Genomic DNA, 24,593 nt, shown 5'->3' with positions numbered 1-24,593 from the left:
GTGGTCCGCGCATTGATTCTGGATGGAGTGGGTTGCTAAAGCAAAAACCCCCACGCAGGAGCACAGTGGATACACTGGAAACAAGCGTGTCCGTAATGAGTTCGAAGGGCAGGAATACAAGAAAGGAAGCGAAACGGCGCTACGAGGGGTAGTCCAGAAGCGCAAAGCGTCAATTATTGCGGCCAGTGCGACCACAGCGCAATTGATGCGTGCCGGAACGGCAGGGATACCCGAGCGCACTGCACAGGCAGCGCTTTCAGGTCGCGACAAGCGGACCATGTGACCCTCGTATTATTGTGTTTTGGGTTGAGACCGAGCTTAGCCTTGTTCATTTTTTTACACAACACCTCCGTAAAAAATAAAACACGGCTTGTCGGAGATAGCCCTTTGTCAGGGAAATAGCGGATAATGGCACGCCCCGATATGCAGCAAATCTGCCGTCGATGTGCCATTTCAGGGCATCATGGGGTTGGCTTGACATCAGTAAGGCTTTTCGATTGACTGGTCCTGCAAGCCCCCCTTGATTGATATTTTTAACAACAAAGGTGTTGCATCATGTCGGTACCCCCGCGTGCCGTTCAGCTTAACGAAGCGAACGCGTTCCTTAAGGAACATCCTGAGGTTCTCTACGTTGACCTTCTGATTGCAGATATGAATGGTGTGGTGCGCGGTAAGCGCATAGAGCGCACCAGCCTCCACAAGGTTTACGAGAAAGGCATCAACCTGCCGGCCTCCCTCTTCGCCCTCGATATCAACGGGTCCACCGTCGAAAGCACCGGGCTTGGCCTGGACATCGGCGATGCTGACCGCATCTGCTATCCGATCCCGGACACGCTCTGCAACGAGCCGTGGCAGAAACGCCCGACCGCCCAGTTGCTGATGACCATGCACGAGCTTGAAGGCGAGCCGTTCTTCGCCGACCCTCGTGAAGTGTTGCGTCAGGTGGTGAGCAAGTTCGACGACCTGGGCCTGACCATCTGCGCCGCGTTCGAACTGGAGTTCTACCTGATCGACCAGGAGAACGTGAACGGCCGCCCGCAGCCACCACGCTCGCCGATCTCGGGCAAGCGCCCGCAGTCGACCCAGGTATACCTGATCGACGACCTCGACGAATACGCCGATTGCCTGCAGGACATCCTCGAAGGCGCCAAGGAACAAGGCATTCCGGCCGACGCCATCGTCAAGGAAAGCGCCCCGGCACAGTTCGAAGTCAACCTGCACCACGTCCCCGACCCGCTCAAGGCCTGTGATTATGCAGTGCTGCTCAAGCGCCTGATCAAGAACATCGCCTACGACCATGAAATGGACACCACGTTCATGGCCAAGCCCTACCCGGGCCAGGCAGGCAACGGCCTGCATGTACACATTTCCGTGCTGGACAAGGATGGCAACAACATCTTCACCAGCGAGGATCCCGAGCAGAACGCCGCGCTACGTCATGCTGTCGGCGGTGTGCTCGAGACCCTGCCTGCGTCGATGGCGTTCCTTTGCCCGAACGTCAACTCGTACCGCCGCTTTGGCGCCCAGTTCTACGTGCCGAACGCGCCGAGCTGGGGCCTGGACAACCGCACCGTGGCCCTGCGCGTGCCGACCGGTTCGCCCGACGCCGTACGCCTGGAACACCGCGTGGCCGGCGCCGACGCCAACCCGTACCTGATGATGGCCGCCGTACTGGCTGGTGTGCACCATGGCCTGACCAACAAGGTCGAGCCGGGTGAGCCGATCGAAGGCAACTCGTACGAGCAGCTGGAGCAGAGCCTGCCGAACAACCTGCGCGATGCCCTGCGCGAGCTGGACGACAGCGAGATCCTGAACAAGTACATCGATCCGAAGTACATCGACATCTTCGTCGCGTGCAAGGAGAGCGAGCTGGAGGAGTTCGAGCATTCGATCTCCGACCTCGAGTACAACTGGTACCTGCATACCGTGTAAATGAAAACGCCGCCCTCTGGGGCGGCGTTTTTCATGGGTTGGCAGGGCACTCGATTCCCTGGCTTACAGAGACTTTTCGAAAATCTTCGAATTGCGCTGGTAGTTGTACAGCGATGCTCGCGCCGACGGCAGCCGCTCTACCCCACTGGGGGCAAAGCCTCGCTCGCGGAACCAGTGCGCGGTCCGGGTGGTAAGCACGAACAGGGTATTCAACCCCAACGCCCGCGCCCGGCTCTCGATCCGCTCCAGCAGCTCATCACCGCGCCCGCCATGGCGGTACTCCGGGTTCACTGCCAGGCACGCCAGCTCACCAGCCTGGGAATCGGCAATCGGATACAGCGCCGCGCACGCGATGATCATGCCCTCGCGCTCGACCACGCTGAACTGCTCGATCTCACGCTCCAGCACTTCACGTGAGCGTCGCACCAGAATGCCCTGCTCTTCCAGCGGGCTGATCAGCTCCAGCAAACCACCCACATCCTCGATGGTCGCCTCGCGCACCACTTCGAACTGCTCCTGCGACACCAGCGTGCCGCCACCGCCGCGGGTGAACAGCTCGGTGAGCAGTGCGCCGTCCTCGGCATAGCTGACGATGTGGCTACGCGCCACGCCGCCCTTGCAGGCCTCGGCGGCAGCATCGAGCAACTCGCCTTGGTAATCACTGCCCAGCCGCGCCAGGTGCGGTGCAACCTGCTGCGGGCGCAACTCACGCACCAGCTTGCCGCTCTCATCCAGCAGCCCGGGTTCGGCGCCGAACAGCAACAGCTTGTCGGCACCCAATTCGATGGCGGCGCGGGTGGCCACGTCTTCGCAAGCCAGGTTGAAGATCTCACCGGTCGGCGAATAGCCCAGCGGCGAAAGCAGCACAATCGAGCGCTCGTCAAGCAGGCGGCTGATGCCTTTGCGGTCGATGCGCCGTACTTCACCGGTGTGGTGGTAGTCCACCCCTTCGAGCACGCCGATAGGGCGGGCAGTCACCAGGTTGCCGCAGGCCACGCGCAGGCGTGAGCCCTGCATCGGCGAGGCAGCGATGTCCATCGACAGGCGCGCTTCGATGGCCAGGCGCAAGGCACCCACGGCGTCGATCACGCAGTCCAGGGTTGCGGCATCGGTGATGCGCAAGCCGTGGTGATAGTGCGGGGTCAGGCCACGGGCGGCCAGCCGGCTCTCGATCTGCGGGCGCGAACCATGCACCAGCACCAGGCGCACGCCCAGGCTGTGCAGCAACACCAGGTCATGGACGATATTGCCGAAATTCGGGTGTTCCACCCCATCGCCGGGGAGCATGACCACAAAGGTGCAGTCGCGATGGGCATTGATGTACGGGGAGGCATGACGCAGCCAGTTGACGTAATCGGGCATGACAGGGCCTGTGGATAAAGTGGACGGAGAACGTTGGATCACACGGCGTTCAGGATCATCGTCGGAACAGGCTTGCGGTCACGCGCGGTCTCCTCTAGGCAAAGACGAATCAGCAGGGTGGACGTTTAATTCAGGCAATAGTGCCGGATCAGGTCACGCAATAGACGCACGGTAGGCTCGATTCGTGACATTTCCAGGTATTCGCCCGGCTGGTGGGCGCAGGCAATGTCGCCAGGGCCAAGAACAATGGTCTGGCAACCCAGTTGCTGAAGATAAGGCGCTTCGGTACCGAACGCCACCGCTTCGGCGCGATGGCCGGTCAAGCGCTCGGCCACCTGCACCAGTTCGGCATCGGCCGCCTGTTCGAACGGTGGCACCTCGGGGAACAGCGGCGCGTAGTCGATACGCACCTCATGGCGCTCGGCCACCGGCCGAAGCTTCTCACGGATGGCCGCACGCAACTGCTCTACATCCATGCCTGGCAGTGGGCGCAGGTCGAACTCCAGGGCACACTGGCCGCAGATACGGTTGGGGTTGTCGCCACCGTGGATGCAGCCAAAGTTCATGGTCGGCGTGGGCACGGTGAATTGCGGGTTGCGGTAGGTGTCCTGCCATTGCCGGCGCAGGCCCATCAGCTCACCCATCACCGCGTGCATGGCTTCCAGCGCGCTGCGGCCAAGGCTTGGGTCAGAGGAATGGCCGCTGCGCCCGAGAATGTCGATGCGGTCCATGAGGATACCCTTGTGCATGCGGACCGGGCGCAAGCCGGTCGGCTCACCGATGACCGCCGCACGGCCAAGCGGCTGACCCGCTTCGGCCAGGGCGCGGGCACCGGACATCGAGCTTTCTTCGTCGCAGGTGGCGAGGATCAGCAGCGGCTGCTTGAAGTCATGCTCCAGCAACGGAATCACCGCTTCGATGATCAAGGCGAAAAAACCCTTCATGTCGCAGCTGCCCAGGCCCACCCAGCGGCCATCGACCTCGGTCAGCTTGAGCGGGTCGCTCGTCCACAACTGCTCGTCATACGGCACGGTGTCGCTGTGGCCAGCCAGCACAAGCCCGCCCGGGCCAGTGCCACGGCTGGCCAACAGGTTGAACTTGCCTGGGCTGACCTGCTGGATGTCGCAACTGAACCCCAGGTCGCCCAACCAGCCTGCCAGCAGGTCGATGACCTGGCGGTTGGACTGGTCCAGGGCAGGTTGGGTGCAGCTGACCGAGGGCGCGGCGATCAAAGCGGCAAACTGGTCTTTCAGCGTGGGCAACGGCATGCGCGAACTCCTCGGAAGCATTGCCCATCATAGGGCCATCCGCCGTAAGGAATAAACCGTTGCCGGCACACTGCTGTAGACTGCACGGCAATCACGCCCCTCTTCGAGCCTGCGATGCACAAAGAAACCGAACTCAAGCTTCGCGCCAGCCGCGACACCCTGGCCGCACTGCGCGAGCACCCTCTGCTGAAAAAGCGCAACAAGTCCGGCTGGCAGACCCGCGAGCTGCTCAACCAGTACTTCGACACCCCTGAGCGCGACCTTTCTGCTGCCCGAGTGGCGCTGCGCCTGCGCCGCGACGGCGAGGTGATCATCCAGACCTTGAAGTGCCGTGGCCAAAGCGTCGCCGGCCTGTCCGAACGCAACGAATACGAGTGGCACCTGGACAAAGTCAAACTCGACCTGAAAAAGCTCGACGCCACCTGCTGGCCTGAGCAACTGGCCGAACTTGACAAAAAATCCATCAAACCGCTGTTCACCACCGACTTCACCCGCGAATTCGCTGAGATCGCCTGGGGCCGCGGCAAGAGCAAAGTAGTGATCGAGGCGGCGCTGGACCAGGGCTTCGTGATTGCCGGCAAGCGCAAGGAAGAGATCTGCGAGCTGGAGCTGGAACTGCGCGAAGGTGCCCCCGAGGCGTTGCTGGAGCTGGCCGCCGAACTGGCCGCCAGCCTGCCCCTGATGCCGTGCGACATCAGCAAGGCCGAGCGCGGCTACCGCCTGCTGGAGCCGGACAGCTATGAGCTGGGCCTGCCAAGCACCGAACTGGACGCCGAAATGCCGGTCGACGATGCCTTCGCTGCCCTCGCCTGGCAACTGCTGGGCAGCAGCCAGCGCCTGGCCGAGCAATACCGCCACAATGGCCACTGGCGCCTGCTGCAGGACTGGGTGCAGTGCCTGGCAGAACTGCGTGCACTGGTCGCAAGCCTTGGCCAGGCCGCGCCGCGTGCCAGCACCCGTGACCTGCGCGCCAGCCTGGACGCGCTGCTGGAAGACTGGCGCCCGCTGGTACAGGCCGGCAATGACGACGAAGACATCCGGCGCGCCGCGCCAGAGCAGTTCCTCGAAGAGCTCGAGGACGTGCGCTGGGGCCAATTCTCCCTGGAAACATCACGCTGGCTGCTGGCCCGTGCCTGGACCGCAGAGCGCAAGGGCCGTGGCGAACGCCAAGGCAAGGCGCAACTGGCCAGCTGGGTGGCACACCTGCTGGGCGAAGAAGGCCGTGCGCTGAAGCTACCGCTTTACACCCAACGCCCGGAAGACCTGGCAGAACAACTGCCGCGCATCGAACAGTTGCTGGCCTGGCTGCACCATGCGCGCCAGGTACTCGAGGCGCCGCAGATGGACCGCTTGTATGGCGACCTGAAAAAGCTGCATGAGCTGGCTGAACTGCCACTGGCCGAAGAGCCTGGCGAGCTGCTGGAGGCCCGCGTGGAACAGGCCCGTGCGATTGATCAGAGCCGTGGCTGGAAACATCTGCTCAAGGCCTGACATTCGCTTGTGCATCATCGCCGGCAAGCCCCCACAGGTTACCCCGCTGCTCTCAAGCTCAGCGCAAAACCCAGTGGGGGCCGGCTTGCCGGCGACAGCGTCAGCGCATCAGCGGAAGGCTGGTGGTGGACTTGATCTCCGACAGCGCCACAATGGAATTCACCTCCTGAATCCCCGGTACGTTCGACAGCTTTTCGAAGAAGAACCGCTCGTAAGCCTCGATATCCTGCGTGACGATACGCAACAGGAAGTCTACTGACCCCATCAGCACATAACACTCCAGCACCTCTGGAAAGCCCCGGATCGCCTCGGTGAACTCGGTGAAGTTGGAGCGACCATGGGCGTTCAGTTTCACCTCGGCAAAGATCTGCGTGTTCAGGCCGACCTTCTTGCGATCGAGCAGGGTGACCTGCCCCCGGATGACCCCCTCGTCCTTGAGCCGCTGAATACGGCGCCAGCACGGCGACTGCGACAGCCCTACGCGCTCGGCAATCTGCGCGCTGGACAGTGACGCATCCTCCTGAAGAAGCTCGAGAATCCGCCGGTCATACGCATCCAGATCGCTTTGCATTAAAAATTCCCCAAGCTTATATTTTTCGAATCAACCAATTCGCCTGAACGGCTAATTCATCAAATAATAGCGAAAAAAAGCCGGCATCAACCTGCCAGAATTTCTCCCACCTTTGCGGAGACCAGCATGAACCCATTCGAACGCCCCCTGCCCCGAACCGATGTCTGGGCCGCCAGCAGTAGCCACAGCAACGTGTGCTATCGCCTGCAAGCCGAAGCCGAGCCGGATACCCTGTGCCGGGTACTCAACCTGTTCGCCCTGCAGTTTCTGACGCCGCACAGCGTGCAAGTCAGCCAGCAAGATGACTTGCTGGACATCGAAATAGGTATCGGCGGGCTGAGCAGGCATCGGGCCGAGGTGATTGCGCAAAAATTGCGCAATCTGGTGTGCGTCGCGCAAGTGCGCCTGGATCAGGAAAAATGGACAAAGATCAAGGCGATGGACGCAATCGAATCAGATGGGTATCATGCGTGCGCGTTGCACTCGTAGCTCAGCTGGATAGAGTACTGCCCTCCGAAGGCAGGGGTCGTGGGTTCGAATCCCGCCGAGTGCGCCATATCAAAAAGCCCTGGGCCTGCGCCCGGGGCTTTTTCGTTGGCGGACCGGGGCTGGTTTGCAGCCCCTCCCTGCTTAGCGAAGATCAGTACTCAGGCTCGGCGTGCCGAAACCTTCCAGGGTCGCGTTGGACGCATTCAGGTATTGCGCCCAGAAATCGTTCAACGCATCCATGGTCTTGCCCGATCGGTAGGCATGCTTCACCGCATCGGTAACCAGGCCTGCACCGGAAACATACACCCTGGCACCCTGCAGGTCCGCATACAGCCCTTTGCTCTGTGCCAGCTTGAGTTCTTTACTGACATTGAGCTGCTTGATCTGGTTTGCCGCATAGAAGCTGGTGTAGTCCGAATGCTCGAGCATGTCCGAAATCAGATACACCACCCGCTCCTGGACACCCTGCTCTTTGCTCATGTCCTCACCAACCCGGCGCAAGGTGTTCATGATTTCGCTCTTGGGGATATCCTGGCGAGCGTCACGCAGCCCTTTGACGAACAGCCCGCCGAAGCCGGCCTGGAACGCTTTCTTCTGGGTCGCCAGGCACTGATCCAGGCCCCTCAGCTTGCGCATGTTGACGTCGTCGCGAACCTCGCCCTGCAACGGCATGTCCAGCTCACCGGCGTACACCAGGCGCTGATACTCCCCCGGCAAGAACGCTGAGAATGTATAGAGCCTGACGCGATCGCCCGGCTGAACGAACCGGTCGATCTGGCCCCAGCTGCTGCGCTGCAGGTCTTCAGGCATCGGGATGGTCTGATCGATGATCACCACCAGCTCGCGCCCGGACGCTGCAGGCTTGATGTCAGCCAGACCATTGCGCGTGTAGCAGCTCTGCAGGTCATTGCGCTCAGCAGCCAGTGCTGCGCAAGGCAACGCCAGCGCAAGGATCAGGGCCTTGGCAAGCCTCATGACAGCATGCCCTCCTTTTTCGCAGGGAACAGGCCAAGCGCCTTGAGCGCCTGCTGTTGCTCGCGGATGTCACGCAGTTGTGCCTCGCTGACATTCAGCGCACGGCTGGCGGCAGCCAGGTTCTCTTCAGGCAGGCCAGTCATGTCGTGGAAGTCCGAAGCCTTGATTTCGGCAGGAGCGGCAGGCTCGGCCAAGGGCACTGCGACAGGCTCGAATACAGCAGCCTGCTGCGCAACCGGGGCGGGGGCTACAGGTTGCGCGGCAGGCGCTGGCGCAGCGGCTTCAACGCTAGGTTTTGGCTTGACTGCCTGGGGCGCGACCTTGCCGGCCTTGTACTCGACGTAGGCGAGGAAGTTGCGATGTGCGGTGTTCTCACCTTCCAGCGCGTGCAGCACAGCGGCGTCGGTGTGGTCGCGGCCAGACAGCGAGGTCTGCAGGCGGCGCAGCTTGTCGTCGGCGTGGCTGGCAATGGCATGACGCTTCTGATCCATCGCGTCGAGCATTTCCTCGGCGGTGGCGTACTCGTGGGTCAGGCGCCAGGCGGTTGGCGAGTGGGTGCCGGCAAAGTAGTAACGGCTGGCCAGCCAGATACTGATGCCCTGAATAGCGATGTAGATCAGTGACAGCATGATGTAGGTGGTCAGGCTGGCCTGGCGTATCGCTTGCATCTTGTCATCGATGGTGGCGTTGTCGGCCTCATCGTTGATGGCCTGGGATTCTGCTGGCAGGTCAAACGGGGAACCTGCACTGGAGCTTTGCGCAGCGGACTCTGCGCGCATACCGTTGACCATCTCGGTCTCGATGCTGTCCAGGGTCGCCGAGCGCACGACGAATGCCCCCACGGCCATGGCCGCCACGAACACACCACAGACCACCAGCCAGACGAACTTGCGCGAGACGTTGGAATTGACGTCCTTCACCCGTACCAGCAGTTGCTCGTAGTCCGGCTTGTCCGCGTCGGAGAAAGAGTCTTCCAGGTTGATCGCCTTGCCAGCCTTCAGCGAACGCGAGCGCTTGGTAGGCTCTTCACCTTGCCACCAGTGGCGTGCACGGGCGATCAGGCTGTTGTGGTGCAACGTATGGCCGGCGGCTTCGGCGAAGAACGCCGAGGCGACGGCGAGCAGGATCGCAGTGCCGGCGGTCAGCCAATGGCGGTCATTGGTAGAAGCATCCATGTTCATCCAGCCCGCCAGGACGTAGGCAAAACCCATGGCCTCAATCAGCACCAGCATCAGCACCAGCACCAGCACCCAACCCGGGCGCGGCGAGCGCCCGGCCTCACCGGCCTTGGCGAGGTAGTCAAGGGAGGCATTGTAGGCGTTGACGCCCTTCATGTACTTCTTGTACTGGCCGTAGTACGGCTTGGACAAGGTCACTTCGTGGTTGATCCAGCCATCGCTGTCGACCGAGGAACGCTTGCGCGACAGCCGGGCCACCGTACCGATCAGGGGGAGGCTGTGCCAGACACGGATGAGAAAGTAGGACACCTCCTCCCAGTATTTACGCACGATCAGCGCAGTAACCAGCAGCGAAAGGAGGCCGGCGGTGAACAACTGATTGGCGAGAATCAATGATTTGAGTGCAGCTAGCGAAAAGTCTTCCATTCAGGACGTCCTTGACTGGGTTATTTGGTGGCCGGGATCGGCTTGTAAGCAGCGACGAAAGCATCACCGCCGGCGGCATAGAACAAGGCACCTTGACTGGCCTGGGCATTGCCCTTGCTGAACACGATATCCATGCAGGAAATCGATGCCTGGGCATCACTGGCGAAGACCCGGTACAGCACTTCGCTTTCGCCTTCATAGGTGTTGGCCACGGCTTTCATCGTGCGTGGCTTGTGCTGCGTGGGCAGCTTGTAATCTTCGACCAGCTGAAGGATCGGCTGGCGATCGACCTTGGCGTTCTCGCGCAGGATCGATACCGGCGACACCGTCACCAGGTGCCCATTGACCAGATTGGCCCAGACACGGTTGTTATAACCGGGCAGGTAGTCTTTGGTAGCGCGCCGCTGCAGCGGCTGGTCGTTGACCATGCTCAGGACCTCGCCTGCGTTGCGCGGCCTGTCGGCCTCACAGCTCGACATCGGCATCTGCGCGGCATAAGCGCTGCTGATCAAAGTGAAACCGCTCTGTTTGGGCTTGATGCTCTGGGCCATGGTCCAGTTGTAGCTGGCCACCGGCGTGCCAGCGAAATCGACTTGCGGCCGGGCAGCGGATTTCGTGGGGTTGGTGCGGCCAGGGGTGCTGGCGACGCCCGTACCGGGCATTGCGGTCTCCCGCTCGGTCGGCTTGGCCTGTGCCGGCGTGCTACTGGCCCGAGCGCTGCCGGCAGCCTTGGGTTTGGCTGCGGTCGAGGTGCCATAGTGCAGGTAGCGCGTGTTGCTCGCCTCTGCCTGGGCCCGCATCACCAGGGCCTGTTCGTTGGCCAGCTCGACGATTTCCACTCGGCGGTTCTGGCCACGCAACAGCGGGTCACTGTTGTCGGCAATCGGTCGCGAGGCTCCGGCCCCCTGGTAGTAGATCGCATTGGCGGGAATGCCCGCCTGCAGCATGACCTTGCCCACGGTCTTGGCGCGGCGCTCAGACAGCTTCTGGTTGAACTCGGCGTTACCCACAGCATCACTGTGGCCGACGATCAGCAGGCGACGATCCTGCGACTCCTTGGCGGCGGCCTGCTTATCGGTGGCGGCAGGCTTGGCATACATCTGCGCCAGCTTGGCCACGGCGCGCTGGCCGCTTGGGGTCAACTGGTCAGAGCCGGTGGCGAACATGCCGCTGTCTTCGATCTGGGTCACCAACCCTGCCTGCTCGGGCATAGCGGTTACCACGGCGGCCGAGGCCACGGTCAGCTTCTCGGTGGTGATCTTCAGGTTTTCTTCCTTGGCGATGCGATCCAGCTCCTGCAGTCGGGACTGCCAGACATAACCCACGACGCAACCCACCGCGCCGCCTACGGCAGCACCCGGCAAGATGCCGTCCTTGCCTTTGAGGGCGTAACCGGCAGCTCCACCGGCCACCACACCGACACCACAGAGCACCGGCATGCCGTAGTCCCTGCCAATGTCTTTGACTTTCTTGGAAATAGTGTCCATCTGCTGAGTGCTGCACCCGGCAGCGGTGATGAAGGCACAGCTTAGCGCTGTAAGGCGAAACACACGGTGCATTGCGGCTCCTTGCCGAAAGAGGACTGAGTGATGGCAACTTGACATGCATTGTCACAGATTATCGTGAATATTGCCCCATCCGATTCGACATCCCACCTGCGGCCTCAAGCCTGACCACTGCCTCACCACGCACCGACTTCAGCCATGACGTTTTTCAATCGACTCGATGCCGTTTCCTGCATTGCCGTGCAGGCCACCGTGCCGGATGCTTTAGTTACTCCAAGAGCTCGTTTTTTCCACCCGCAGAGGCCTGTATGAAGAACGTCGAACAAATCCTCAAGACCAAGTCCCAGCACCAGACCGTCTACACCATCGGCCCTGATGACTCGGTGCTCGACGCCCTGAAAATGCTGGCGGAGAAAAACGTCGGTGCGCTGCCGGTGGTGGAGAACAACCAGGTAGTGGGAATCGTCAGCGAGCGTGACTATGCCCGTAAGCTCGTGCTCAAGGGGCGCTCTTCGGCGGCCACGCCAGTGCGGGAAATCATGAGTGCTCCTGTGGTCACGGTGGAGCCCAAGCAGAATCTTGAGTACTGCATGAACCTGATGACCAACCGCCACCTGCGCCACCTGCCAGTGGTCAGCAATGGCGAGCTGCTCGGGCTGCTGTCGATCGGCGACCTGGTCAAGGAAACCATCGCCGAACAGGCCAGCCTGATCCTGCAGCTGGAGCAGTACATCCGCGGCGAATGACCAGGCTCAGTGGTAGGCGCGCTCCAGTTCGTCCAACTGATGGTCGAAGCTGCGCAGGCGCGCCGACCAGGTGTAAACCAGCACTTCAAGGTCACGATTGAGCACTGCGGTGTTGCCCTGGCCACTGCTCGAGGGCTCGCACAGGTCGAGCTGGTAACGTTCGCGTGCCATGGCCGTGGCCACACTGGAGAGATCGCGGGCGTTGGCCAGCCAGTGATGCTGATGGTCGTGGATCTCGCGGTCCAGCACCCGGCACTGGCGCTTGAGCGCATCCAGGCTTTGCTCCAGGGGGGTGCCCTTGAGCTCGCCCATCACTTCCTCGAAGGTGCGCCCCGAGTGCCAATAGCTGCCCCAGAAATACCGGTCGAAAACCGTCTCTACCCGGCGTAGCGCTACCTTGGTGTTCCAGATGGTGAGCAATGTTCGCCCCTGGATCACCTCGCGCTTGTTCAGGTGCAGTTGCTGCCAGGCGATCCACGTCAGACCCAGCAGCGCGACCGCCGCCGCGACTGCCGCCGCAGCGTACAGAAACTGCACAGCCTGGCTCATCTGGTGTGTATGGCGGATACCGTAGAAGTAACCGGCCGTCAGGGTGCCCAGGATGGTCACGGTGCACCAGAAACCTGGTGCGTAGGGATCTTTCATCGCGCATATCCCCTTATTGTTTTCCTGAGCATAGCAACGGCCGATCACTCGTCAGGTGCCGCTCGGCGCTTTATTTGCGGGGGCGGCGCAACGCTTCGTTGAGTTGATCGAAGGGCACTGCCCAATCGGAATCTTCAATGATGCTCTCCTTGAGAAAAGCGCGCTGGGAGTCGCTCCAGAACGGCGCATCCACCAGCTTGATCTCGTTTTTCAGCGGTGAATGGCTGGTGATGAACTGATCGATGCTCTGAGGATCGTCGGGCAAGCCCAACTGCTTGAACAGCTCGGAAAAGTGGTGGGTAGGCGCTTCCATGTTTCCTCCTGGGTACCGGGCGGGCCGTCCACGACGCCAGCCCGGCATTGGTTTGAGAACATCAGCACAGCTCGCGTACTTCGGCTTGCGGCACCAGTTTCAGGTACTGCTCCATGCTCATGTGGATCAGGTGATCGTGGTCACCTGCCTCCAGGTAGACATCGCCCTGGCGGGTAAGACTCGAATCGAGCAGCATCTTTATCTGATAAGCGTCACCCATTGCCGGGATGGCGCCACGCTCGCAGTCACCGAACAAGCTCGGCAGGCCGCTTTCGCGGGTCAGTTGCCAGGCGCCAGACATGCGTACCTTGCTCATGTCCAGGTGCCGATTGGCAGGCAGCACCGCCATGATGTAGTTGCCATGGCGGTCGTCGAGCATGACCGACTTGGCAACCCGCTCGGCCGGCACACCAGCCGTACGCGCCGATTCCAGGCTGGTCGCCGAGTGGGGATGGGGAATGATGTCGTAGTCGCAGTTGGCCTGGTCCAGGCGCTGCTGCAGGGTCTTGGCCATTCGCATGATGCACCTCCGGTTTCGCCCCCATCTCCAATTTTAGGCCCTGCCTGGGCAGGCATGGCTAAACTTGGGGTATAGAAGCGAACAAGGTGACGACAGGTGATCGCTCGCTGCTGGCGCTGGTGGTTATTGGTGCTGATGCTTGGCCTCGCCCCGGGCAGCCAGGCCGCGCCTGGGGCGATCTGGGTGCTGAGCATCGATGATGCCATAGGGCCGGCCAGCGCCGACTATGTGGTGCGCGGCCTGGATCAGGCCAAGGAACAAGGCGCGCAACTGGTGGTGATCCGCATGGATACACCCGGCGGCCTGGACAGCGCCATGCGCCAGATCATCAAGGTCATCCTCGCCAGCCCCGTGCCGGTTGCGACCTTCGTTGCCCCAGGCGGTGCCCGTGCTGCCAGCGCTGGCACCTACATCCTGTATGCCAGCCACGTGGCGGCCATGGCGCCGGGGACCAACCTCGGCGCCGCCACCCCCGTGCAGATTGGCGGCCCTGCAGGTACACCAAAGGATGACAAGGCCAAGCCCGACGCCAATGAACAAGCCCTTGCGCGCAAGCAGGTGAACGATGCAGCCGCTTATATCCGCGGCCTGGCGCAGCTGCGCGGGCGCAACGCCGACTGGGCGGAAAAGGCTGTACGCGAAGCGGTAAGCCTGTCGGCCAGCGAAGCGCTCAAGCAGAAGGTGATCGACCACATGGCCAACGACCTGCCTGACCTGCTGCGCCAGCTCGACGGCAAGACCCTGATCGCCGCTGACCAGCCGCGCCAGTTGCAGACCCGCGACGCCAACCTGGCCGAGCATCTGCCGGACTGGCGCACGCGCCTCTTGGCCGTGATCACCAACCCCAGCGTGGCACTGATCCTGATCATGATCGGCGTCTATGGCCTGCTGTTCGAGTTCATGAACCCTGGCTCCGGCGTGGGCGGCGTGGTCGGTGGCATCTGCCTGTTGCTGGCGCTGTATGCCCTGCAATTGCTACCGGTGAGCTTTGCCGGTGTCGCGCTGGTCATGCTCGGTATCGCCTTCATGATCGCCGAGGCGTTCCTGCCCAGTTTTGGTGTGGTCGGCTTTGGCGGCATCGTGGCGTTCGTGGTGGGCGCGGTCATCCTGATAGACACCGACGCCCCCGGCTTTGGCATTCCGCTGGCGTTGATCGCGAGCCTGGCGGTGCTCTCGGCATTGTTGATCGGTGGCGTGTTGGGCATGGCCCTCAAAGCTCGCAAGCGGGCCTTGGTCAGCGGTGATGCCGGCCTGGTCGGCAGCCTGGTGAGTGTCTCTCAGGTGGTGGCAGGCAATCCGTTCTGTGGCGCGGTAATGGCCCAGGGCGAACAATGGCAGGTCCAGTGCACTACGCCCTTGCAGCTCGGCCAGCAGGTGCGGGTCACCGCGCGTCATGGCGTGATGCTCGAAGTGAGCGCCGCTGCCCCTACAGCGCAAGGAGAATGACGATGTTCATGCAATTGGGTTTCGGCGCCCTGCTGATGCTGCTGGGCGTCCTGCTGCTGTCGGCGTTTCGCATCTTGCGCGAATACGAGCGCAGCGTGGTGTTCCAGCTGGGGCGCTTCTGGCAGGTCAAAGGCCCGGGGCTGATCCTGCTCATCCCCGTGATCCAGCAGATGGTTCGGGTGGACCTGCGCACCGTGGTGCTGGATGTGCCGCCGCAGGATGTGATCACCCGCGACAACGTGTCAGTGAAGGTCAATGCGGTGCTGTATTTCCGCGTGCTCGACCCTCAGAAGGCGATCATCCAGGTCGAAGACTTCCTGGTCGCCACCAGCCAGCTGGCGCAGACAACGCTACGTGCGGTGCTGGGCAAACATGAGCTGGACGAGCTGCTGGCCGAGCGCGAGCAGTTGAACCTGGATATTCGTCAAGTGCTGGACGCGCAAACCGATGCCTGGGGCATCAAGGTGGCCAACGTCGAGATCAAGCACGTCGACCTCAACGAATCGATGGTCCGCGCCATTGCCCGTCAGGCCGAAGCCGAGCGTGAACGCCGGGCCAAGGTCATCCACGCCGAAGGGGAACTGCAGGCGTCGGAGAAGTTGATGCAGGCCGCGCAGATGCTCAGCAAGGAGCCGGGGGCCATGCAGTTGCGCTATATGCAAACGCTGGGGTCGATTGCCGGCGACAAGACATCGACCATCGTGTTTCCGATGCCGTTGGACTTGCTCAAGGGGATGATGGACCGAGAGAAATGAGGGGCCTGCGCAAGGGCCCGCAAATCGGTCAGACAGGTGCGCGGCGCAAGGTCGCCAGGAACGTGGCAGCACCAATGAACAAGCCCGCGAACGTCCGGTTCAAACGCTTCTGTTGCTTGGGGGTGCGCAACAGGCGCAGCACCCGCGAAGCCAAGCCGGTATAACCCGCCATCACCAGCATGTCGACGGTGACCATGGTGACCGTGATCGCCACGTATTGTGGCAACAGCGGAGCATGCGGGTTGATGAACTGCGGCAGTACAGCGAGCATGAACACCAGCGCCTTGGGGTTGCTGACGTTGACCAGGAAACCACGGAACACCAGGCTCAACGGCTTGCCGATCGGACGCACGGCGGACTCATCGGTCATGTCCATCGGCAAAGCGCGCCATTGCTTGTAGGCCAGGTAGACCAGGTAGGCGACGCCGAACCATTTGATGATGGTGAACGCTGTAGCGGAAGCGGCAAGGATGGCGCCGACACCCGCTGCGATGATGGCGATCTGCACGACCAGGCCAATCTGCAGGCCCAGCGCGTTCCAGTAGCCGCGCCAGAAACCATATTGCAGGCCGCTGGACATCGAGGCGATCGCCCCGGCCCCGGGTGAAAGGCTGATCACCCAACACGCGGCAAAGAAGCCCAACCACACTTCCATCGACATCACACACCTCGCTCGAACATATGTTGCAAAACGTTAAGCTAAGGTTTTGGCGAAAAAATAACCAGCGAATTTTGCAGAGCTCAAAGGCAAGCCGGGTATTTCGGGTGTGCTGTAAATGCCCGGCCTGACATCCGCAAATCCTATAGCGATCTGGCCCTCAAGCCTGCGCCAACCCAGGCTTCAGGACAGCGCCTCAAGCTCGGCCTGCATGCTCTCCAACGTTTCCAGGGCTTGCATCCAGCCTTCCTCGAGTTCGCCTTCACGCTGCTTGAGCTTGCTCTGGCGGGCCAGCAGGTCGCGCAGTTCATCTTTGCGCGCCACCTCGTAGAGGCCGCTGTCGCCCAAGGCGGTTTCGATCTCGGCCAGTTGCGCATGCACCTGGTTGAGCTCGGCCTCCAGCTTGTCGGCAGCCTTCTTGTGCGGTGCCAGTTGCTGGCGCAAGGCAGCGGCGGCCTGGCGCTGGGCCTTCTTGTCGGTCTTGTCCGGGTTGGCCGGCGCGTTGCTAGCCGGTGCGCTGCGCTGCCGGTACTCGACCAGCCAACGGCTGTAGTCGTCCAGGTCGCCATCGAAGGTATCGACCTTGCCATCGGCCACCAGCAGGAAATCGTCGGTGGTGCTCTTGAGCAAGTGGCGGTCGTGGGACACGACTACCACGGCACCGGCAAACTCCTGCAACGCCATGGTCAGCGCCAGGCGCATTTCCAGGTCCAGGTGGTTGGTCGGTTCGTCGAGCAGCAGCAGGTTTGGCCGCTCCCAGGCGATCAGGGCCAGCGCCAGGCGGGCTTTTTCGCCCCCGGAGAAATTCACCACCGGCTCGTCCACGCGGTCGCCATGGAAGTCGAACCCGCCGAGGAAGTCACGCAGGGTCTGCTCGCGCTCGGCCGGCGCAATGCGCTGCAAGTGCAACAGCGGGCTGGCCTTGTCGTCCAGCGAGTCCAGCTGATGCTGGGCGAAGTAACCGACTGCCAGGTTCTCACCCAGCACCAGGCGGCCCGACAGCGGCGCTAGTTCGCCGGCAAGGTTCTTGATCAGGGTCGACTTGCCGGCGCCGTTAGGGCCCAGCAGGCCGATGCGCGCACCGGGCACCAGCTGCAGCTTGACCTTGTCGAGGATCGCTTTGTCGCCATAGCCCAGACAGCCTTCGGAAAGGCTCAGCAACGGGCTGGAAATCTTCTGCGATTCACGGAAAACGAAGTCGAACGGCGAATCGACGTGCGCCGCCGACAGCTCTTCCATGCGCTCCAGGGCCTTGATCCGGCTCTGCGCCTGACGGGCCTTGGTGGCTTGGGCCTTGAAGCGGGCAATGTACTTTTCCATGTGCGCACGCTGGGCCTGTTGCTTCTCGTAGGCTTGCTGCTGCTGCGCCAGGCGCTCGGCACGGGTGCGTTCGAAGGCGGTATAGCCACCCTTGTACAGGTTCAGCTTGCGCTGCTCGACGTGCAATACATGGTCGACAACAGCGTCGAGGAAATCGCGGTCGTGGGAAATCAGCAACAGCGTGCCCGGGTAGCCCTTGAGCCAGTCTTCGAGCCACAGGATCGCATCGAGGTCCAGGTGGTTGGTCGGTTCGTCGAGCAGCAGCAGGTCGGATGGGCACATCAGGGCCTGGGCCAGGTTCAGGCGCATCCGCCAGCCACCGGAGAAGTCGCCGACGCGGCGGTCCATCTGCTCGTTGGTAAAACCAAGACCGGCCAGCAATTTGCGCGCACGGGCATCGGCGGTATAGCCGTCAGCGCTTTCCAGCTCACTGTGCAGGCGTGCCAGGGCCGTGCCGTCGTGGGCCGTCTCGGCCACGGCGAGCTCGGCCTGGACCTTGCGCAGGCGCGCGTCGCCATCTAGCACATAGTCCACGGCCAGGCGATCGAGCGTATCGACCTCCTGACGCATGTGGGCGATGCGCCAGTCACCCGGCAGCTGGCAGTCGCCACCATCAGGCGACAGCTCACCGCGCAGCAAGGCGAACAGGCTGGATTTTCCGGCGCCGTTAGCGCCGATCAGGCCGGCCTTGTGACCGGCGTGCAGTGTCATCTCGGCGCCTTCTAGCAAGCGCTGCGGACCACGCTGTAAAGTGAGGTTGGATAGTCTGATCATGATGGTCGCGGAGTCTACCAGCTTCCTCGACCCGGAGCGTAAGTGGAATCATGTACACCGACCTGTGGAATTACGCCCTGGCCCTGTATGCCCGGCCGGGAGTCGAAGCGGCTTGCCTGAGCGTTCAGGCCCAGGGGGGCGATGTGTGCCTGCTGCTGTGCGCGAGCTGGCTGCAAACCCGAGGTGTCGCCGTAGAAGCCGGGCGAATCGACGCTTTGCGCGCCATTGCCGAGCCTTGGCAAACTGAAGTGGTAACGCCGCTACGCAGTTTGCGCCAGCAATGGCGGACGGCCGCACAGCATGACCTGCACCTGGAGGCGTTGCGTGAGCACGTAAAGGGCTTGGAACTGCAGGCGGAGAAGCGCTTGCTGCAACGCCTTGAGGAATGCGCAAGGCAATGGCCCACGGGCTCGCTTGAGCCCGCAGACGATTGGCTGGCCAGGCTGGCGCCCGACCAGGTCCGTGGCCACGACTCGCTGGCTCAGCTGCGAGTCGCCGCCACAGGGCTTCAGGAGGCCGAAGACGGCGTCTGAGGCGAGGTGCTTGCCGGTGCCGAGGACGGCGCCGGGGTAGCGGGGCCTGCCGAGTTGGTCACCGCAGGCGTAGCCGGCTTGGCTTCAGCCGGTTTGCTGGCGACCGGCTTGGCAGCGGCAGGTTTGCTGGCGACCGGCTTGGCAGCGGCAGGTTTGGCCGCAGCCTTGGCCGGAGCTTTGGCGGCTGGCTTGGCTGCAGGCTTGGCTGCAGGCTTGGCGGCAGCTTTCGCAGCGGGCTTGGCTGCAGTGGTTTTAGCCGGCGCTTTGGCCGCGGCCGGTTTAGCCGCAGCCCCTTTGGAAACGGCTGGTTTGGCGGCAGGCTTGGCAGCAGCGGTTTTGGCCGGGGCCTTGGTGGTAGCTGGCTTGGCCGCAGCAGCGCGCGATGGCGCCTTGGCTGCAGCCACTTTGGCAGCGGCCGGTTTGGCTGCAGGTTTAGCCGCAGCCTTGGCCGGGGCTTTTACGGCAGCAGGCTTGGCAGCAGCGCGCGACGGCGCCTTGGCAGCGGCGGCCTTGGCAGGCGCTTTTGCGGCAGCTTTGGCGGCCGGCCTTGCTGCAGGTTTGGCCGCTGCTCTGGCAGGCGCTTTTGCAGTGGCTGGCTTAGCCGATTTGGCTGCCACAGCCCGCTGGTCCAGTGCCTTGCCAGCAGCCTCACGCACCTTGCCTACACCCTGGGCCAGCTTCAGGCTTTCCTGGGCATCGCGTTTGAGTTGCTGAATATAAGTACGGGTTTGCGTCTGACGCTCTTTGAGCGAGTCGAGCAACGACTCAAGTTCACCAATGGCTTTCTGGGCTTTGCCCTGGGCCTTGGCTTTACCTGCCTTGGCCGCGTCCTGCAACTTCAGGCGACCGTTGTGCAGTTTTTCCTGGGCCTTGCCGCGCTGCTTTTCCAACTTTGCCAGCAGTTTTTCCGCATCAGCCAGCGCTTGCGAGCAGGCATCTTCCAAGTGTTCGAGCAAGCTGCCCGAAAGTTGCTGGAGCAGGTGTAACGGCGTACTTACAGGCTTCTTCTTGGCCGACATGGTTTACCTCCTGGCTGACGAGTTTGCGGCTAATACTATGCTTGTGCTGCTACCGCCGCTAGGGCATGTTGACAGTATCGTTGGCGCCGCGTTGCATGCCTGGGCAAAGTTGTTGTCTTGCAGCTGCGTGAAAGTGTAGTTGCTTAGCAAATCGTTGCCGACATTTACGCAAATCGAAGCAACAAGGCTGGCATACTTCGCAGCTCTTGAGCTCGGAGTTGACCATGCCTCGTTATCTTTTTATCGGCCTGTGCCTGGCGGCTCCTATCGCACTCGCCGCCCCCGAAACGGCTCCTGCCAGCGATCACGACGTGGCCTACAGCCTGGGCGCCAGCCTTGGAGAGCGACTGCGCCAGGAAGTGCCTGGATTGCAGCTGGAGGCGTTGGTTGAAGGCCTTCGCCAGTCCTATCAGAACCAGCCCCTCAAACTCGACAAGGCTCGCATGCAAGCCATTCTTCAGCAGCATGAAGAACAGGCGAACAACGCCGCCGTGCAAGCCGAAGTGGAAAAACTGCAAGCTATCGAGGCGCGTTTCATGGCCAATGAACGCGCACGCGCCGGTGTGCATGAGCTGCCTGAGGGCGTGCTCTACAGTGAACTGAAAAGTGGTATCGGCGCGCAGCCCAACCCCAAGGGCAAGGTGCAAGTACGCTATGTAGGCAAGTTGCCTGACGGCACGGTGTTCGATCAGAACCTGCAGCCACAGTGGTTCAGCCTGGACTCGGTCATCGAAGGGTGGCAGGTGGCGTTGCCACACATGAAAGCAGGAGCGAAATGGCGCCTGGTGATCCCCTCGGCACAAGCCTACGGTGCCGAGGGCGCGGGTGATCTGATCGCGCCCTATACACCTCTGGTGTTCGAAATCGAGCTGCTGGCGGTCGGCGGCTGACGTCGACCCTCAGGCCTGGACCGCGTCTTCTTCCTTGTGCGCGTTGTGCAACACCTCGATCAGGCAGTCTTCGAGCTCGAAGCGTTCGTGCAGCAGGCTGCCGAGCTTGCCGAGTTTATCGGCGAAGCGCTCAGTGTCCTTGCAATCACCTTTCTCGCAATGGTCATTGAAAGCCAGCGCAATCTGGGTAATGTCATTGATCCGCGGGTTGATCTCTTCAGCCAGCTTCAGCGCTTTCTGGTCACCAAACGCCTTGGCCTCGGTGACCAGTTGTTCACTGACCTCGAAATGCCAGGCTGACACGTAATCGACAAGCACCGCACAAAAGTCGCGGCTCTTGTCCTTGTCCGCAAATGCCGGCTTGGCATCGCGCAAGGCACCGAAGGCCTGAACCAACTCCTCCCGCTCCTTGAGCCAGGTGTCGATCAGCTTGTGAACCCCACCCCAGCGTTCCTGGGCGTTCTGACAACTATCGAGCATGGCGATCTCTTCCCTTCTGGGTAGATGCCGCTGCACCTCGCACCCCGATCGTGCGGTACAAAGGTGACATCAGCAGGACGGCATCGAGCAGTTGTGTTTTTGGTATGCGTGCTGGGAGATTATTCCCGCGCGTGCTGCCCTTCAAGGTACGCAGCAGACAAAGTTCATACAAGTGTTTAATACCCTGGGGTATCACCACTGGTCGTGCCAGCTACCGCAGCCGCGCCAACTCAAGCTTTGCCCAGTGTGCGGAAACGATACGCCAGCAGGCAGGTCAAGGGCAGCACTGCCAGCAGCAAGAAGGCCAGCAGGCTCCATTCGGGCAAGGTCAGGTCAAGAAAGCTCCAGGTCAACGAGCTGCAATCGGGGCCGCCGAGCAAGAGTTGACGGGCCGCTTCACGCCAGGAGCTTTCCACTACATGCCAGAAAGGCGCCGGGCACTCGTGGCTTGTACCAATTTCCCCTTGTATCCAGACATGCCTGGCCGCCAGCAGGGCCCCGGCTGCCGAACAGCCCAGGGCTGCTCGCGCATACTGGCACACAGCGGCAACGCCCGACGCATGCACGGCCGCACACAGGCAGATCATGGCATACACACCCAACAGAAACCGCTGGCTGAAGCACAGCGGGCAAGGCACCAGACCGAGGGTGCGCTCCAGGTAAAAGGACGCGACCAGCACCGCCAACGAGGCAAGGCAGGCCGGTAGAAAAAACGTGCGCAAGCGGGCCGGCAACATGAAAGGTGGTGGTCCCGGGGCAAATTGAGTGGCTTGGAACGGTAGAGGAAAGATGTGCTTTGTTTCAAGGCACTACAGGGGAGATAAGTCACTGAGGGGTAGAAGAAATTTCCACTCGCATTGTGGGAAATTTCTTGCGAAGCGTATTACAGAAGAAAACAGGTATCGCGAGACTCACCAGCCACCCCATGAGCCCGCCCTCAGTGCGGGCTCATGGGGCCTCTCAGGCGCGCACGGCCTCGGGCAATGGCAGGGCCAACAACCGCTCATCAAGCAGGCCCAGGCCTTCCTGGAACAGCTGGTTACTGCGTTCGGTCTCACCAAGGCCAGCCAGCAGCCGGGCCAGTTCGGCGCAGGTTTCCGGGTTGCGCTCCATGCGCAAGCTGCTTTCCAGGTAATCGCGCGCCTTGCCCCAAAGGCGGTTCTGCAAGCAAAGGCGTCCAAGCGTCAGCAACAGGCTCGGGTCCTGGGGATGCGCCTTGAGCCAGCCCTCGGCTGTTTGCAGTTGACGCGCCGGATCATCGCCGCGCACCAGGCCATACAGGCGCGCCAGGTGGCTTTCGTAGTCACGTTTGAGGGCAGCGCGTAGTACCTGTTCGGCTTCGCCTTGAGCGCCCACCTGGCGCAGTTGTTCGGCATAAGCCAGCACCAACCGGGGCTCCTGACGCTGGGCCGCAGTCAGCTGTTGCCAGGCGCGCTCCAACGACTGACGGGCGCTTTGCTCATCGTCGCCACGGGTCGCCGCAAGCCCCAGGTTCTGACCCCAGGCACGCTGTTCCAGTGCAGCGAGTTCCTCGGCCGGCAGCACTTTGCCCTTGCGCAAGTCGGGCAACAGGCGAATCAACGCCGACCAGTCGCCGCGCTCCAGATACAGGCGCTGCAACAAGCGCAAGACCTGATTGTTGTGAGGGTGCCGCTCCTGCATGGCCAGCAGGGCTTCCAGGGCGCCATCGCTTTCGCCACGGTCCATCTGCAATTGCGCATGGGCCAGGGCGACCGCCAGTTCCGCCTGGGGCTGACGCTCCAGTGCACGCTCGAGCAGGTTGTCCCTGTCTTCCGTTCGCCCCTGTTCATTGGCCGCACGCGCGGCACCGAGGTAATACAGCAATGGCTGGCGTTCGGCCTCGGCAGCGCGGTGCAAGTGACGTTGGGCGCTGGCCCAACGACCCTCGGCGAGGTCCAGCTGGCCCTGCTCGATTGCGATGCGAATGCGGCGGCTGCGGTTGCGTCGCGACCAGGGGTTGACCACACCACTGGACGTCAGCACCAGCCCAACCAGATAGCGCAGCAGCCACAACAGTGCGAGCACGGCAACCAGCGCCGCGAGCGCCGCCCACAGCCCGGACTGGTAACGGAAGCCACCGTAGGAAATCAATACGTAGCCGCTGTGCTTGGCCACCGCGATGCCCAGTGCCGCAGCGATCACGATCGCCAGCACGGCCAGCAGGTACACACGTTTCATGGCTTGCTCCCCTCACCCTCGGCAGGCAGATGGCGGCGCTGGATATACGCCTGCACCGCAGCCAGGCTTTCGCTCAGGTCCGGGGTAACCACCGACACCGGTTGCTCGGCCAGCGCATTGAGGCTTTCGAGCATGGCCTTGCTCTGCGGGTTGTCAGCGTTGAAATTGGCCACCAGCACACTGCGCGCATCATCCAGCGCCTGGGTGTAGACCTTGGCGTCGCCATTGAGCGCAGCCCACTGGGCTTGCTCGATGGTCAGGCTCAGGGCCAGGCGCAACTGGTTGAGCGACTGCCCGGCCAGCAACGGACGGACGTTGTCGTCGGCGTTGAAATCGATCTGGAAGTACTTGGAAATCTCCGCCCACCACTGCGCCAGGCGGCTGGCGCCATCGCCATCGGCGGTCAAAGCACCGAGGGCATCGGCATCGCTGTCGAATTCCGGCGACTGGGCGTTGAGCTGCTGCACCAACTCCCGCTGGGCAGCCAGCTTCAGATACAAACCGGTACGGTCCGGCTGCTGGGTGCTGTTGAGCGTTGCCAGGCTACGCGCCAACTGCTCGCGCGCGGCAAACGAGCCAGGGTCGCTCTGCTCGCGCAGGATTTCGTCGGCGCCTTCGACCAGGGCCTTGGCGCTGGTGATGTCCTGCAGGGCCGAAAGCCGCAGGGTGGCCAGGCGCAACAGGTGCTCGGCCTCGGCCAGGCGCCATTCCTTGCGGCTTTCGCCAAGCACGGTTTCAAGCCGCTGGCTCAAGCGCTGCTGGTCACCCTGCAACTGCGCCACCAGGCGGCGGCGGTCTTCCAGTTCGCTGGCTGCCGGCAGGCTGGCCAACTGGGCACTGATCTGTTGCTCGCGCTGCTGCAGTGCAGCGGCACGCTGGCTAAGCGCCTCGAGGTGCTCACCCTGGCTCAGCTCACTGCCTTGCAGATGCCGCACCTGCCAGACACCCCACCCGCCCACTGCGACCCCAGCGGCACCCACCAACAATGCCAGCAAGGCCAGGCCTGTGCCGGAACGTTTGGCAGGTGGGGGGGTAACGGGTTGCGTCGGCTCCTGCGCCGACGGCTGATCATTGTGGGACAAGACAGTTTCGCTCACG

Annotated in this window: 24 protein-coding genes and 1 tRNA gene; 9 read left to right on the top strand and 16 right to left on the bottom strand. The window is 62.3% G+C overall.

The features are described 5' to 3' along the window. Positions 1-555: 555 nt before the first annotated feature. Positions 556-1,932, top strand: a complete 1,377-nt coding sequence (locus EGJ09_RS08420) for a glutamine synthetase family protein (RefSeq protein ID WP_012312226.1) — start codon at positions 556-558, stop codon at positions 1,930-1,932. Positions 1,933-1,995: 63 nt separating this feature from the next. Here the strand turns inward: EGJ09_RS08420 and argA are convergent, their stop codons facing one another. Both argA and argE read right to left on the bottom strand, forming a co-directional pair. Beyond that, complete coding sequence (argA, locus tag EGJ09_RS08415) at positions 1,996-3,294, bottom strand: amino-acid N-acetyltransferase (protein ID WP_012312225.1); 1,299 nt, start codon at positions 3,292-3,294, stop codon at positions 1,996-1,998. A gap of 125 nt (positions 3,295-3,419) precedes the next feature. Continuing rightward, complete coding sequence (gene argE / locus EGJ09_RS08410) at positions 3,420-4,562, bottom strand: acetylornithine deacetylase (RefSeq protein WP_125923603.1); 1,143 nt, start codon at positions 4,560-4,562, stop codon at positions 3,420-3,422. A 114-nt stretch (positions 4,563-4,676) separates the two neighbouring features. Here argE and EGJ09_RS08405 point away from each other — a divergent pair, with 114 nt between their 5' ends. Further along, on the top strand, positions 4,677-6,053 hold the full coding sequence (locus EGJ09_RS08405) for an inorganic triphosphatase (RefSeq protein ID WP_046786974.1): 1,377 nt from the start codon (positions 4,677-4,679) through the stop codon (positions 6,051-6,053). A gap of 100 nt (positions 6,054-6,153) precedes the next feature. Here the strand turns inward: EGJ09_RS08405 and EGJ09_RS08400 are convergent, their stop codons facing one another. Further along, positions 6,154-6,624, bottom strand: a complete 471-nt coding sequence (locus tag EGJ09_RS08400; RefSeq protein WP_119688092.1) for an Lrp/AsnC family transcriptional regulator — start codon at positions 6,622-6,624, stop codon at positions 6,154-6,156. A gap of 126 nt (positions 6,625-6,750) precedes the next feature. On the opposite strand from EGJ09_RS08400, the gene EGJ09_RS08395 reads away from it, so the two are divergent. Next, complete coding sequence (locus EGJ09_RS08395; RefSeq protein ID WP_125923602.1) at positions 6,751-7,113, top strand: hypothetical protein; 363 nt, start codon at positions 6,751-6,753, stop codon at positions 7,111-7,113. Then, positions 7,104-7,180 (top strand) — tRNA-Arg (locus tag EGJ09_RS08390). The genes EGJ09_RS08395 and EGJ09_RS08390 overlap by 10 nt, the downstream gene beginning before the upstream one ends. Before the next feature lie 74 nt (positions 7,181-7,254). Here EGJ09_RS08390 and EGJ09_RS08385 read toward each other — a convergent pair. Genes EGJ09_RS08385 through EGJ09_RS08375 form a run of 3 tightly spaced genes read right to left on the bottom strand, consistent with a single transcriptional unit; the run spans position 7,255 to position 11,251 of the window. Next, on the bottom strand, positions 7,255-8,088 hold the full coding sequence (locus EGJ09_RS08385) for a hypothetical protein (protein WP_125923601.1): 834 nt from the start codon (positions 8,086-8,088) through the stop codon (positions 7,255-7,257). Then, positions 8,085-9,692 carry a hypothetical protein gene (locus EGJ09_RS08380; RefSeq protein WP_115273322.1) on the bottom strand — a complete coding sequence of 536 codons (1,608 nt, stop codon included), beginning with the start codon at positions 9,690-9,692 and terminating at the stop codon, positions 8,085-8,087. The genes EGJ09_RS08385 and EGJ09_RS08380 overlap by 4 nt, the downstream gene beginning before the upstream one ends. 20 nt (positions 9,693-9,712) lie before the next feature. Further along, on the bottom strand, positions 9,713-11,251 hold the full coding sequence (locus EGJ09_RS08375; protein ID WP_125923600.1) for an OmpA family protein: 1,539 nt from the start codon (positions 11,249-11,251) through the stop codon (positions 9,713-9,715). 254 nt (positions 11,252-11,505) lie between these two features. Between EGJ09_RS08375 and EGJ09_RS08370 the strand changes: the two genes are divergently transcribed. Continuing rightward, entirely contained in the window at positions 11,506-11,943 is a 438-nt protein-coding gene (locus tag EGJ09_RS08370; protein ID WP_012312219.1) for a CBS domain-containing protein, read from the top strand. Positions 11,944-11,949: 6 nt separating this feature from the next. Here the strand turns inward: EGJ09_RS08370 and EGJ09_RS08365 are convergent, their stop codons facing one another. The 3 genes from EGJ09_RS08365 to EGJ09_RS08355 form a co-directional block, all read right to left on the bottom strand. Next, positions 11,950-12,588 carry an NADH:ubiquinone oxidoreductase subunit N gene (locus tag EGJ09_RS08365; RefSeq protein WP_115273320.1) on the bottom strand — a complete coding sequence of 213 codons (639 nt, stop codon included), beginning with the start codon at positions 12,586-12,588 and terminating at the stop codon, positions 11,950-11,952. Between the two features lie 70 nt (positions 12,589-12,658). Further along, entirely contained in the window at positions 12,659-12,901 is a 243-nt protein-coding gene (locus EGJ09_RS08360) for a DUF2789 domain-containing protein (RefSeq protein WP_012312217.1), read from the bottom strand. A 61-nt stretch (positions 12,902-12,962) separates the two neighbouring features. Next, positions 12,963-13,421 (bottom strand): aminoacyl-tRNA deacylase, encoded by a 459-nt coding sequence (locus EGJ09_RS08355; protein WP_039601719.1) that lies wholly within the window; start codon positions 13,419-13,421, stop codon positions 12,963-12,965. Between the two features lie 96 nt (positions 13,422-13,517). On the opposite strand from EGJ09_RS08355, the gene EGJ09_RS08350 reads away from it, so the two are divergent. Together EGJ09_RS08350 and EGJ09_RS08345 are read left to right on the top strand one after the other, a co-directional pair. Beyond that, positions 13,518-14,867 (top strand): nodulation protein NfeD, encoded by a 1,350-nt coding sequence (locus EGJ09_RS08350; protein ID WP_125923599.1) that lies wholly within the window; start codon positions 13,518-13,520, stop codon positions 14,865-14,867. A 2-nt stretch (positions 14,868-14,869) separates the two neighbouring features. Further along, positions 14,870-15,622 (top strand): slipin family protein, encoded by a 753-nt coding sequence (locus EGJ09_RS08345; RefSeq protein WP_125923598.1) that lies wholly within the window; start codon positions 14,870-14,872, stop codon positions 15,620-15,622. 28 nt (positions 15,623-15,650) lie between these two features. Here the strand turns inward: EGJ09_RS08345 and EGJ09_RS08340 are convergent, their stop codons facing one another. Next, positions 15,651-16,283, bottom strand: coding sequence for a LysE family transporter (locus EGJ09_RS08340; protein ID WP_012312213.1), 633 nt, complete (start codon positions 16,281-16,283; stop codon positions 15,651-15,653). Positions 16,284-16,463: 180 nt separating this feature from the next. Then, entirely contained in the window at positions 16,464-18,374 is a 1,911-nt protein-coding gene (locus tag EGJ09_RS08335) for an ATP-binding cassette domain-containing protein (protein ID WP_046786966.1), read from the bottom strand. A gap of 50 nt (positions 18,375-18,424) precedes the next feature. On the opposite strand from EGJ09_RS08335, the gene EGJ09_RS08330 reads away from it, so the two are divergent. Then, positions 18,425-18,907, top strand: a complete 483-nt coding sequence (locus tag EGJ09_RS08330) for a TIGR02444 family protein (protein WP_125923597.1) — start codon at positions 18,425-18,427, stop codon at positions 18,905-18,907. On the opposite strand, the gene EGJ09_RS08325 is transcribed toward EGJ09_RS08330, so the two are convergent. After that, complete coding sequence (locus EGJ09_RS08325; protein WP_125923596.1) at positions 18,883-19,926, bottom strand: AlgP family protein; 1,044 nt, start codon at positions 19,924-19,926, stop codon at positions 18,883-18,885. The genes EGJ09_RS08330 and EGJ09_RS08325 overlap by 25 nt on opposite strands. 224 nt (positions 19,927-20,150) lie before the next feature. Between EGJ09_RS08325 and EGJ09_RS08320 the strand changes: the two genes are divergently transcribed. After that, positions 20,151-20,816 (top strand): FKBP-type peptidyl-prolyl cis-trans isomerase, encoded by a 666-nt coding sequence (locus tag EGJ09_RS08320; RefSeq protein WP_119688087.1) that lies wholly within the window; start codon positions 20,151-20,153, stop codon positions 20,814-20,816. Between the two features lie 9 nt (positions 20,817-20,825). Here the strand turns inward: EGJ09_RS08320 and EGJ09_RS08315 are convergent, their stop codons facing one another. The 4 genes from EGJ09_RS08315 to EGJ09_RS08300 form a co-directional block, all read right to left on the bottom strand. Further along, positions 20,826-21,296, bottom strand: a complete 471-nt coding sequence (locus EGJ09_RS08315; RefSeq protein ID WP_046786962.1) for an Rsd/AlgQ family anti-sigma factor — start codon at positions 21,294-21,296, stop codon at positions 20,826-20,828. Positions 21,297-21,526: 230 nt separating this feature from the next. Beyond that, positions 21,527-22,033: a disulfide bond formation protein B gene (locus tag EGJ09_RS08310; protein ID WP_046786961.1), complete on the bottom strand. Its 507-nt coding sequence runs from the start codon at positions 22,031-22,033 to the stop codon at positions 21,527-21,529. 223 nt (positions 22,034-22,256) lie between these two features. Next, positions 22,257-23,495, bottom strand: a complete 1,239-nt coding sequence (locus EGJ09_RS08305) for a heme biosynthesis protein HemY (protein WP_046786960.1) — start codon at positions 23,493-23,495, stop codon at positions 22,257-22,259. Next, a complete protein-coding gene (locus EGJ09_RS08300; RefSeq protein WP_046786959.1) occupies positions 23,492-24,592 on the bottom strand; it encodes a uroporphyrinogen-III C-methyltransferase in 1,101 nt (366 codons plus the stop codon). Before EGJ09_RS08300 ends, EGJ09_RS08305 begins: the two co-directional genes overlap by 4 nt. Between the last annotated feature and the right edge of the window lies 1 nt (position 24,593).

Origin of the sequence: Pseudomonas sp. p106 (genome assembly GCF_003936645.1) — a bacterium.
Taxonomy (GTDB): domain Bacteria; phylum Pseudomonadota; class Gammaproteobacteria; order Pseudomonadales; family Pseudomonadaceae; genus Aquipseudomonas; species Aquipseudomonas putida_E.
The sequence above is the reverse complement of the archived record's forward strand: the minus strand, read 5'-3'. Positions and strand labels throughout refer to the sequence as shown.

Bases quoted from the DNA above. Each gene is read 5' to 3' on its own strand.
- EGJ09_RS08420 (WP_012312226.1), top strand. From the start codon at position 556: ATGTCGGTACCCCCGCGTGCCGTTCAGCTTAACGAAGCGAACGCGTTC.
- argA (WP_012312225.1), bottom strand. From the start codon at position 3,294: ATGCCCGATTACGTCAACTGGCTGCGTCATGCCTCCCCGTACATCAAT.
- argE (WP_125923603.1), bottom strand. From the start codon at position 4,562: ATGCCGTTGCCCACGCTGAAAGACCAGTTTGCCGCTTTGATCGCCGCG.
- EGJ09_RS08405 (WP_046786974.1), top strand. From the start codon at position 4,677: ATGCACAAAGAAACCGAACTCAAGCTTCGCGCCAGCCGCGACACCCTG.
- EGJ09_RS08400 (WP_119688092.1), bottom strand. From the start codon at position 6,624: ATGCAAAGCGATCTGGATGCGTATGACCGGCGGATTCTCGAGCTTCTT.
- EGJ09_RS08395 (WP_125923602.1), top strand. From the start codon at position 6,751: ATGAACCCATTCGAACGCCCCCTGCCCCGAACCGATGTCTGGGCCGCC.
- EGJ09_RS08385 (WP_125923601.1), bottom strand. From the start codon at position 8,088: ATGAGGCTTGCCAAGGCCCTGATCCTTGCGCTGGCGTTGCCTTGCGCA.
- EGJ09_RS08380 (WP_115273322.1), bottom strand. From the start codon at position 9,692: ATGGAAGACTTTTCGCTAGCTGCACTCAAATCATTGATTCTCGCCAAT.
- EGJ09_RS08375 (WP_125923600.1), bottom strand. From the start codon at position 11,251: ATGCACCGTGTGTTTCGCCTTACAGCGCTAAGCTGTGCCTTCATCACC.
- EGJ09_RS08370 (WP_012312219.1), top strand. From the start codon at position 11,506: ATGAAGAACGTCGAACAAATCCTCAAGACCAAGTCCCAGCACCAGACC.
- EGJ09_RS08365 (WP_115273320.1), bottom strand. From the start codon at position 12,588: ATGAAAGATCCCTACGCACCAGGTTTCTGGTGCACCGTGACCATCCTG.
- EGJ09_RS08360 (WP_012312217.1), bottom strand. From the start codon at position 12,901: ATGGAAGCGCCTACCCACCACTTTTCCGAGCTGTTCAAGCAGTTGGGC.
- EGJ09_RS08355 (WP_039601719.1), bottom strand. From the start codon at position 13,421: ATGCGAATGGCCAAGACCCTGCAGCAGCGCCTGGACCAGGCCAACTGC.
- EGJ09_RS08345 (WP_125923598.1), top strand. From the start codon at position 14,870: ATGTTCATGCAATTGGGTTTCGGCGCCCTGCTGATGCTGCTGGGCGTC.
- EGJ09_RS08340 (WP_012312213.1), bottom strand. From the start codon at position 16,283: ATGTCGATGGAAGTGTGGTTGGGCTTCTTTGCCGCGTGTTGGGTGATC.
- EGJ09_RS08335 (WP_046786966.1), bottom strand. From the start codon at position 18,374: ATGATCAGACTATCCAACCTCACTTTACAGCGTGGTCCGCAGCGCTTG.
- EGJ09_RS08330 (WP_125923597.1), top strand. From the start codon at position 18,425: ATGTACACCGACCTGTGGAATTACGCCCTGGCCCTGTATGCCCGGCCG.
- EGJ09_RS08325 (WP_125923596.1), bottom strand. From the start codon at position 19,926: ATGTCGGCCAAGAAGAAGCCTGTAAGTACGCCGTTACACCTGCTCCAG.
- EGJ09_RS08320 (WP_119688087.1), top strand. From the start codon at position 20,151: ATGCCTCGTTATCTTTTTATCGGCCTGTGCCTGGCGGCTCCTATCGCA.
- EGJ09_RS08315 (WP_046786962.1), bottom strand. From the start codon at position 21,296: ATGCTCGATAGTTGTCAGAACGCCCAGGAACGCTGGGGTGGGGTTCAC.
- EGJ09_RS08310 (WP_046786961.1), bottom strand. From the start codon at position 22,033: ATGTTGCCGGCCCGCTTGCGCACGTTTTTTCTACCGGCCTGCCTTGCC.
- EGJ09_RS08305 (WP_046786960.1), bottom strand. From the start codon at position 23,495: ATGAAACGTGTGTACCTGCTGGCCGTGCTGGCGATCGTGATCGCTGCG.